The sequence below is a fragment of the Curtobacterium sp. MCBA15_016 genome (assembly GCF_001865105.1).
Taxonomy (GTDB): domain Bacteria; phylum Actinomycetota; class Actinomycetes; order Actinomycetales; family Microbacteriaceae; genus Curtobacterium.
The window spans coordinates 226,972-234,211 of record NZ_MJGR01000001.1 but is presented as its reverse complement, the minus strand read 5'-3'; the positions used below and the strand labels follow the sequence as shown (position 1 = coordinate 234,211).

Genomic DNA, 7,240 nt, shown 5'->3' with positions numbered 1-7,240 from the left:
CCCGCGCCTCCCGTCCGACCCGTCACCGGCCCGGGCGTGCGCGCACCACGCGTGGTCCACATCGCCGCCAGAATGGGTCGGTGCCCGGACCGACGCGACCCGCAGTGACCACCGAGCGGCGCGCGGTCGACCGCGACATCGTCCGCCTCGCGGTGCCGGCGCTCGGTGCGCTCGTCGTCGAACCGCTGTTCCTGCTGACCGACACCGCGCTCGTCGGGCACCTCGGTGCGACGGCCCTCGCTGCCGTCGGCCTCGCCGGCGCCGTCCTGCAGACCGTCACGGGGCTGCTCGTCTTCCTCGCGTACTCGACGACCCCGGCCGTGGCCCGCGCGCTCGGCGGCGGGGACCGACGCGGGGCCGTGCACGCGGGCATCGACGGGATGTGGCTCGCGCTCGTGCTGGGCGTGGTCCTCGCGCTCGTGGGATGGCCGCTCGCCGGACCGCTGGTCGACCTGTTCGGTGCGTCGGCCGACGTGTCGGCGGCGGCGACCGCGTACCTGACGGTGTCGCTCGTCGGGCTGCCCGGGATCCTGGTCGTCACCGCCTCGACCGGGTTGCTCCGCGGACTGCAGGACACGAGGACGCCGCTCGTCGTCGCCACCGTCGGGTTCGTCGCGAACGGGCTGCTCAACGCCGTCCTCATCTACGGCGCCGGCTGGGGTGTCGAGGGGTCGGCCGCCGGCACCGTCATCGTGCAGTGGGCGATGGCGATCGTCTACGTCCGGATCGCGGTCCGTGCGGCGCGTGCGTCGGGGGCTCCACTGCGCCCGGGCGCCTCGGGCGTCGCGCGGGCGCTCCGCTCCGGGGCATGGCTGTTCCTGCGGACGGCCTCGCTGCGCGTGGCGATGCTCGCGACGGTCGGCACCGCCGCGGGGCTCGGGACGACCGGGCTCGCGACCACCCAGGTCGGGTTGACCGTGTTCTCCACCCTGGCGTTCGCGCTCGACGCCCTGGCGATCGCCGGGCAGGCGCTCGTCGGACACGGGCTCGGGGCGCGGGACCCGGCGCGGGTGCGGCTGGTGACGCGGCGGCTGGTCCTGCTCGGGATCGCCGGCGGTGTGCTGCTCGGGGTGCTGACCCTCGCCGTGAGCGGGGTGCTCGGGCCGGTCTTCTCCGACTCGTCCGCCGTGCGTGGCGCGCTGCCCGTCGTCCTCGTCCTCATCGCCGTGGGGATGCCGGTCGCGGGGTACGTGTTCGTGCTCGACGGGGTGCTGATCGGCGCCGGGGACGCGCGGTACCTGGCGATCGCGGGTGGGGTGAACCTCGTCGTGTACCTGCCCCTGCTCTGGTGGGCGGGTGGGACCCTCGCGGGGCTGTGGGCCGCGTTCGCGCTCGGGTACATCGGGGTGCGGGCGGTGACGCTCGGGGTGCGGGCGCACCGGCGTGGATGGGTCGAACAGGCGTTGGCGCGGTGAGCGTGCGTCCGGCTCCCGCTCCGGCCGCGGCCTCGTCCGTCGCGTCGTCGGCCGTGCTCGCCACCGTCGGCATCGGGGTGCAGGGCATCGCGAAGCTGCTCGTGACCGTCGTCGTCGGCCGGGTCTTCGGCACGGAGACCCTCGGGCAGTCCACCGCACTCCTGTCGCTCTCCGTCTTCGTCGCGCTGCTCTGGCCGAACGCCGCGGGCAACACGGCATCGCGGTACCTGGCGATCGCGCTGCGCGGACGGCACTCCGACGCCGCGGTGAACCGGCTGCTCGGGCTGTCCATGCTCGTCTCGACCCTGGTGCTCGCCGCCGCCACCGTGCCGATCGCCCTCGCGTGGGGCAACGGCCCGGGCACGGTGCTCGGCGGTGTCGCGGTCGTCGTCGGGTACGGACTGTACTGCTACGCCCGCGGAGCGCAGCTCGGCTACGGCCGTGCTCCGAAGGTCGCGCTGTGGGACGGCGTGACGAGCGTGCTCGCGCTCGGGCTGCTCGTGCTCGCCTGCGTCGCCCGGCTCGAGCCGTTCGTGCTGCTGCCGCTCGCGATCGGGTACACCGTCTTCGCCGTCGCCTGCTGGCCGCGGGGGAACGGGTTCGGGCCTGCTGCTCGCGAACCCGTCCGCGGGGTGCTCGGGTTCGCGGGGTGGAACGTGCTCGCGGTGGTGACCTCGAACGGGTTGCTCCAGCTGACGATGATCTCGGCGCAGGTCACCGTCTCCGCCCACGACGCCGGCGTCTACGCGGCCGCGTTCACCCTGGCGACCCCGGCGTCGATGCTCGGGCAGGCGCTGGGGCAGGTGCTCGTGCCGGCGTTCGCCCACCGGACGGACGGCGGGTCGCTCCGGTCCCGCGGGGCCGTCCTGTTGGTGGTCGGCTTCGCTGCCGGCACCGCCGTGGTGTTCGGCCTCGTGGCGCTGCTCGCAGGGTGGTTCCTGCCGATCGTCTACCCGGCCGAGGGCGCTGCGGCCGTGGCGGACCTGCGGTACCTGATGGTCGGGGTGTGGGTGTTCACCGTCGGGCTCGTGCCGGCGGCGTTGTTGCTGGCGGCGGGGCGGTCGCGGCAGGTGGCGCTGGCGTCGGTGGCCGGGTTCGTCGTCGGGGCGGTGCTAATGGCGGTGCTCGGGCCGGTCGCGGGGGTGGCCGGGGGGACGACCGGGTTCCTCGTGGGGAGCGCGGTGAACCTCGTGGCGGTGGTGGGGCTCGGGGTGCGCCGAGGCTGAGGTGCGCGCGCTGTCGCGGCGAGGTCGGGACGCCGTGCTCAGCGCCGCCGGAGGTCGCGAAGGACCACGACCAGCGCGAGCGACATCACGACGAGGAGCGGGAGCCACGACCCCACCCGCTCGGTGTTCACCACGAGGTTGACGAGCGCGAGCGCGATCATGAGGCCGGCCACGACCACGAGGGACCACCCGAAGGGCGCGGAGAGCCTCGAGGTCCTCCCGAGGCGAACGGGTGGGACGTCGGTGGTCGGCTGCCGGTCCGGAACCCGACCGTTGCCCGGTACGGCGTGGTGCAGGAGGCGGATGTCCCGTTCTCCTTCACCCCAGTCGAAGAGCGTCAACGGCATCACGGGACGCGTCCGCACGATCACGTCCGTGCCACCCCCGGTCGGCGTCAGGACGATCGAGATCCGTTCACCCCACGAGAACGCGTTGCCCTGCACCGACGCCTCGATCGTGTCGCCGGGAGCCGACATCAAGCGGGCACGAGACGACTGCGCGATCTCCTCGAGCAACCGCGCACGCACCGCGTCGACGGGTGCCGGGGCTGTCCACCGAGCTGTGGAGCGTGCGGCGCGCGTCCTCACTTCGAGCATGGCTCCATCCAACCTGAATGCCTGTCCGCCCGCGCAGCGGCCCGGAGGAGCGGGGATCCCGGCGGGGGCATCGTGTGCGACGTCGTCGCGGGCCTACGAGCCGGCGGTCTCGATCATCGCGAGCACGTGTGGGGCGCTCCAGCGCAGGAGCGCGTCGGAGGGCGGTGCTTCGAGGTCCTCGCCCCAGATCGCGACGGCCGCCCCCGACATCGGACCCGCCAGACGTGCGCCCGAGTCCCCGTCCCAGGCCCGGAGCGACCAGTGCTCGCGGAGATCGGCGACGGTGTACTCGCTGTCGGCCGCATCGAGGTCCGTCGGCACCTCGTACAGGTAGTACGAGTTGTAGTTCAGCAGGTCGATCCCCGCGGCGTACAGGTCGTTCGCACCCGCCCGTCGCTCGCGGCGCTCGCGGCGTTCCGTCGCGTCCTCGGTGTCGCCGTCGAAGCTCCAGTAGGTGACGTGGATGCGCGGATCCAGTCGCCCGAGCGCAGCCCGGTCGATCCCGTCGTTCCACGCCCACACCGCACGGTTGCCGACGGCGGCCGCCATCGTGTTCAACCACTGGACGCGTTCGTCGGCGGTGACGTCGTCGCCCCACTCGTCGCCGCCGATGTGGACGGTGCGGCTCGACGGGAAGGTCCGCGTGACCTCCTGCAGGAGTCGTGCCGCCAGCGCGGAGCTCCCGGGCGCCGACGTGTCGAGTTCGCTCTCGCCCGAACGGATCCGGTCCACCCACTGCTTGCCGTGTCCGGCCTCGAGGAGGTCGAACGCCGCAGCCATGTGGCCGGGGGTGTCGATCTCGGGAACGATCGCGATGCCTCGTTGCGCGGCGTACCGGGAGATCTCCCGTGCTTGCGCCGCGCTGAGGAACGGCCGACCGGTGATCCGACTCGTGTAGACGCCGTCCCGGAGATCGGCGTTCGCGAGGGTCTGGCCGAGGACCTCGCTCTCGATGCCGACGTTCTGGTCGTCGGTGAGGTGGAGGTGCAGGAAGCGACCACCGTGATCAGCGAGGAGCGCGATGTACTGCTCGATCAGCGCCACCGGGTAGTAGGCACGAGCCACGTCGAGCATCACGCCGGTGTCGGGACGTGCCCGCGTCGCGCGGGCAGTGGTGACGCTCGTGGCCGAGGTGCCGCACTTCGACAGGGAGAACGCTCCCGTGCACGCGAGGACCGCGTACTTCCCGGCCGGCGCACGAGGAGGCGCGGTGTGCGTCGCGTGGATCGTCGCGCTCGCACCGGCAGCGAGTGACTGCACCGAGACGTGTCCGAGCGTGTACCGCTTGCTCCCGGCCGTCAGGGAGAGCCACGCGTCGGCCGCCGGCTTGCGCGCCACCGAGGTGTTCTTGACCGTCAGCGTCATGCGCACCGTGGTGCGTGTCGACGTGGTGGTGCTGCTCGCGGTGACCTTGGTGACCACCAGCCGCGGAGCTCCGGACGCATCAGCAGTACCCGCCGATCCGCCGATCGCGTCCGCTCCGATCACGACCGCCGCCGACATCGCGACCACCAGGCCGACGGCGATGCTGCGCTTCACGCGCGACCCCGAGGCTGCCGTCGTCCTCGCATCCGGATCGCGTCTCCCGAGCCCCACAGCACCCCACCCTCGAACCGCTCCGGCGCGGACGGTCCGAGCAGGATCGCACGATCGTACTGGACGCCGTCCCCTGCGACGAGGCTGGCCCGGCACGACGGGTCGCACCCTAGGGTGATCGGGTGTCTTCCCCCGCCGAGGCCCCCGGTCCCACGACCACGACCACGACTGAGACCGAGGCGACGGGCACACGCCGGACCCTGCTCGCCGTCCTCCCGTTGACGACGGCGTGGGCGGGAGCGGCGGCCGTCGTGGTCGTGCCGACCGCGAGCGTGGTGGTGGGTGCCGTCGTCGAGCGCTCCCCCGCCGCGTTGCCGTTCATCCTCATCATGACGCCGGCGATGATCGGCGGGGCGGCGGCGGTGTTCGTGTTCGGACTCGCCGCGGGCGCACTCGCGGGTCTGCCCGACCGGTGGCTGGGTCGACGCCGTCCGAGCGTCACCGGCGACGTGGCCGCCGTGATGATCCTGACGCTGCTCGTGGCGGGGACGTCGGGTCTCGCCCAACTGCTCGTGCCGTACCTGTTCCCGTGGCCCGTGACGGCTCAGGTGATCGGTGTGGCAGCCGTGACGGCCGTGTCGACGCTGCTCGTCGTCGCTGCCCACCGCAGACGCGAACGTCGGCGGCACGACCTCCGATCGACTGCTGCAGCGCAGCCGACGACCGAGGCGCGACGCTAGCGCGCTCGTCCCCGCCGGAGTGCGACCAGTCCGGCGATGCCCAGGACGAGGCCCACGACACCGCACAGCATCCCGCCGAAGTACACCGCCGCAGCGCCGAAGTTCACGCCGCCTCCGATCGGACTGAGGATCACCCAGACCGACCCGACGGCCGTCGCGACGAAGCCGATCCCGAGGACGACGACCCCCGTCGTCACGAGTCTCCGGCCGTCAGTCACGGTCGGCTTCACGGTCGGCTTCGCGAGCTGCACGCTTGGCAGCGCGACGGGCTCGCGCCTCGGCGTCCTGTTGCTCCTGGAGCGGGCTCTTCTGCATCGATCCCCGCGCTGCGAGCACGATCATCACGATGACCAGCACGAGCACGACCGGGACCAGGAAGGTCAAGAACACGCAGCGCCCCCATCGGTCACGAGGCTCTCGGTCGAGCCTCGTGTGCAGCGTAGCGCGCGGGACACCTCAGCGTCGGCTCCCGTCCGCCGGCCCCTCCGCCCGCGGCGGCCCCGTCGTGTCCCCGATGCGGAGCTCCGATCGGAACGCCGCCGGCTGGGGCTCAGCCCCCTCGAGCATCGCCAGGGCAGCACGGGCCGCCGCCTGCCCCTTCTGCACGAACGGCTGCACGAGCGTGGTCAGCTGCCGGATGCGGGTGCGGTGGAACAGGCTGTCGTCCACGGTGATGCCGTCGAACCCGACGACGCTGACGTCCTCGGGCACACGGAGTCCGGCGTCGAGGGCGGCCGAGATCACCCCGACGGCGAGGACGTCGCTCTGCGCGATGACCGCGGTCGGCCGGGGTCCGTCTGCGGCGAAGAGCGCGGTGCCGGCGATTCGGCCTTCCTCGACGGAGCTGCCGGCAGCCTCGATCGCGACCGAGCCGGGGTAGACCCCACGGACCCCGCGCAGGCGTTCGAGGGACGTGAAGGCGATGCCAGCAGCCTCGCGCTCGGCGTCGATCGGCCCGCGGCGGTGCGCACCGTCGAGCGGCAGCGACACGACGGTGACCGCCTCGTGCCCGAGATCGCGCAGGAAGGCGGCCGCGCGGCGGGAGGCCTCGCGGTTGTCGAGCTGGATCGGCACCGCACCCTCGATGTCGTCCGCCTCGATCGCGACGACGGGGATCTGCCGGCGCCGGAGCACGGCCACCGCGGGGTCGATCCGCACGTTGCACCCGACTAGGACGACGGCGTCCATGGGGGCGTCGACGAGGGGGACGGCACCCTGTTCGTCGTCGAGGGGGCTCCGGACGAGCAGCAGCGAGGCACCGGCGGCACCGGCCACCTCGGCGATGCCGTCGAGCGTCAGGACGTTCACCGGGTCGCGGAAGGCATCGCTCAGCCGTTCGTCCATGACGACGCCGATGACGCCGGAGCGACCGCGGCGCAGCGAACGGGCACGCGGGTCGGGGCCGCCGTAGCCGAGCTCGGCGGCGGCGGCCAGCACACGGGCCTTGGCGTCCTCGGAGACCGGGCCGCTGCCGCTGAACGCGAGCGAGGCCGTCGAGGGCGCGACGCCGGCAGCGCGGGCCACCGCGGTGAGGGTGGGACGTCGGGGGCGGACCGGGACGGGACCGGCCGGGACCGCACCGGCGCGCGGGGCATCGGCGGCGTCCTCGCGGTGGTGCTCCGTCCGCGACGCGCCGGGTCCTGTTGCCGGTTCGTCCATCGCCCGTTAGCGTAGCCGGAAACAGCGGTCGAATCGATTCGACCGAGCCGCGACACGCACGGCAGCAC

The 7,240-nt window shown here is 73.2% G+C and carries 8 protein-coding genes; 3 read left to right on the top strand and 5 right to left on the bottom strand.

What is annotated here, in order from left to right; genetic code table 11:
• The first annotated feature begins 104 nt into the window (after positions 1-104).
• Together BIV03_RS01195 and BIV03_RS01190 are read left to right on the top strand one after the other, a co-directional pair.
• A complete protein-coding gene (locus BIV03_RS01195; RefSeq protein WP_071294315.1) occupies positions 105-1,415 on the top strand; it encodes an MATE family efflux transporter in 1,311 nt (436 codons plus the stop codon).
• Entirely contained in the window at positions 1,412-2,641 is a 1,230-nt protein-coding gene (locus BIV03_RS01190; protein WP_071294314.1) for a lipopolysaccharide biosynthesis protein, read from the top strand. Before BIV03_RS01195 ends, BIV03_RS01190 begins: the two co-directional genes overlap by 4 nt.
• Positions 2,642-2,679: 38 nt before the next feature.
• Here the strand turns inward: BIV03_RS01190 and BIV03_RS01185 are convergent, their stop codons facing one another.
• Positions 2,680-3,117, bottom strand: a complete 438-nt coding sequence (locus BIV03_RS01185) for a hypothetical protein (protein ID WP_175475664.1) — start codon at positions 3,115-3,117, stop codon at positions 2,680-2,682.
• A gap of 213 nt (positions 3,118-3,330) precedes the next feature.
• Entirely contained in the window at positions 3,331-4,776 is a 1,446-nt protein-coding gene (locus BIV03_RS01180; RefSeq protein ID WP_071294312.1) for a family 20 glycosylhydrolase, read from the bottom strand.
• A gap of 179 nt (positions 4,777-4,955) precedes the next feature.
• Here BIV03_RS01180 and BIV03_RS01175 point away from each other — a divergent pair, with 179 nt between their 5' ends.
• Entirely contained in the window at positions 4,956-5,513 is a 558-nt protein-coding gene (locus tag BIV03_RS01175) for a hypothetical protein (protein ID WP_071294311.1), read from the top strand.
• On the opposite strand, the gene BIV03_RS01170 is transcribed toward BIV03_RS01175, so the two are convergent.
• The 3 genes from BIV03_RS01170 to BIV03_RS01160 all read right to left on the bottom strand — a co-directional run bounded on the left by BIV03_RS01170 (position 5,510) and on the right by BIV03_RS01160 (position 7,172).
• Entirely contained in the window at positions 5,510-5,731 is a 222-nt protein-coding gene (locus BIV03_RS01170) for a hypothetical protein (protein WP_139199237.1), read from the bottom strand. The genes BIV03_RS01175 and BIV03_RS01170 overlap by 4 nt on opposite strands.
• Positions 5,724-5,903 carry a hypothetical protein gene (locus BIV03_RS01165; RefSeq protein WP_071294309.1) on the bottom strand — a complete coding sequence of 60 codons (180 nt, stop codon included), beginning with the start codon at positions 5,901-5,903 and terminating at the stop codon, positions 5,724-5,726. Before BIV03_RS01165 ends, BIV03_RS01170 begins: the two co-directional genes overlap by 8 nt.
• 66 nt (positions 5,904-5,969) lie before the next feature.
• Entirely contained in the window at positions 5,970-7,172 is a 1,203-nt protein-coding gene (locus BIV03_RS01160; RefSeq protein WP_083403113.1) for a LacI family DNA-binding transcriptional regulator, read from the bottom strand.
• Positions 7,173-7,240: the final 68 nt, after the last annotated feature.

Coding starts and splice junctions, on each gene's coding strand:
- BIV03_RS01185 (WP_175475664.1), bottom strand. CDS start 3,117: ATGTCGGCTCCCGGCGACACGATCGAGGCGTCGGTGCAGGGCAACGCG.
- BIV03_RS01160 (WP_083403113.1), bottom strand. CDS start 7,172: ATGGACGAACCGGCAACAGGACCCGGCGCGTCGCGGACGGAGCACCAC.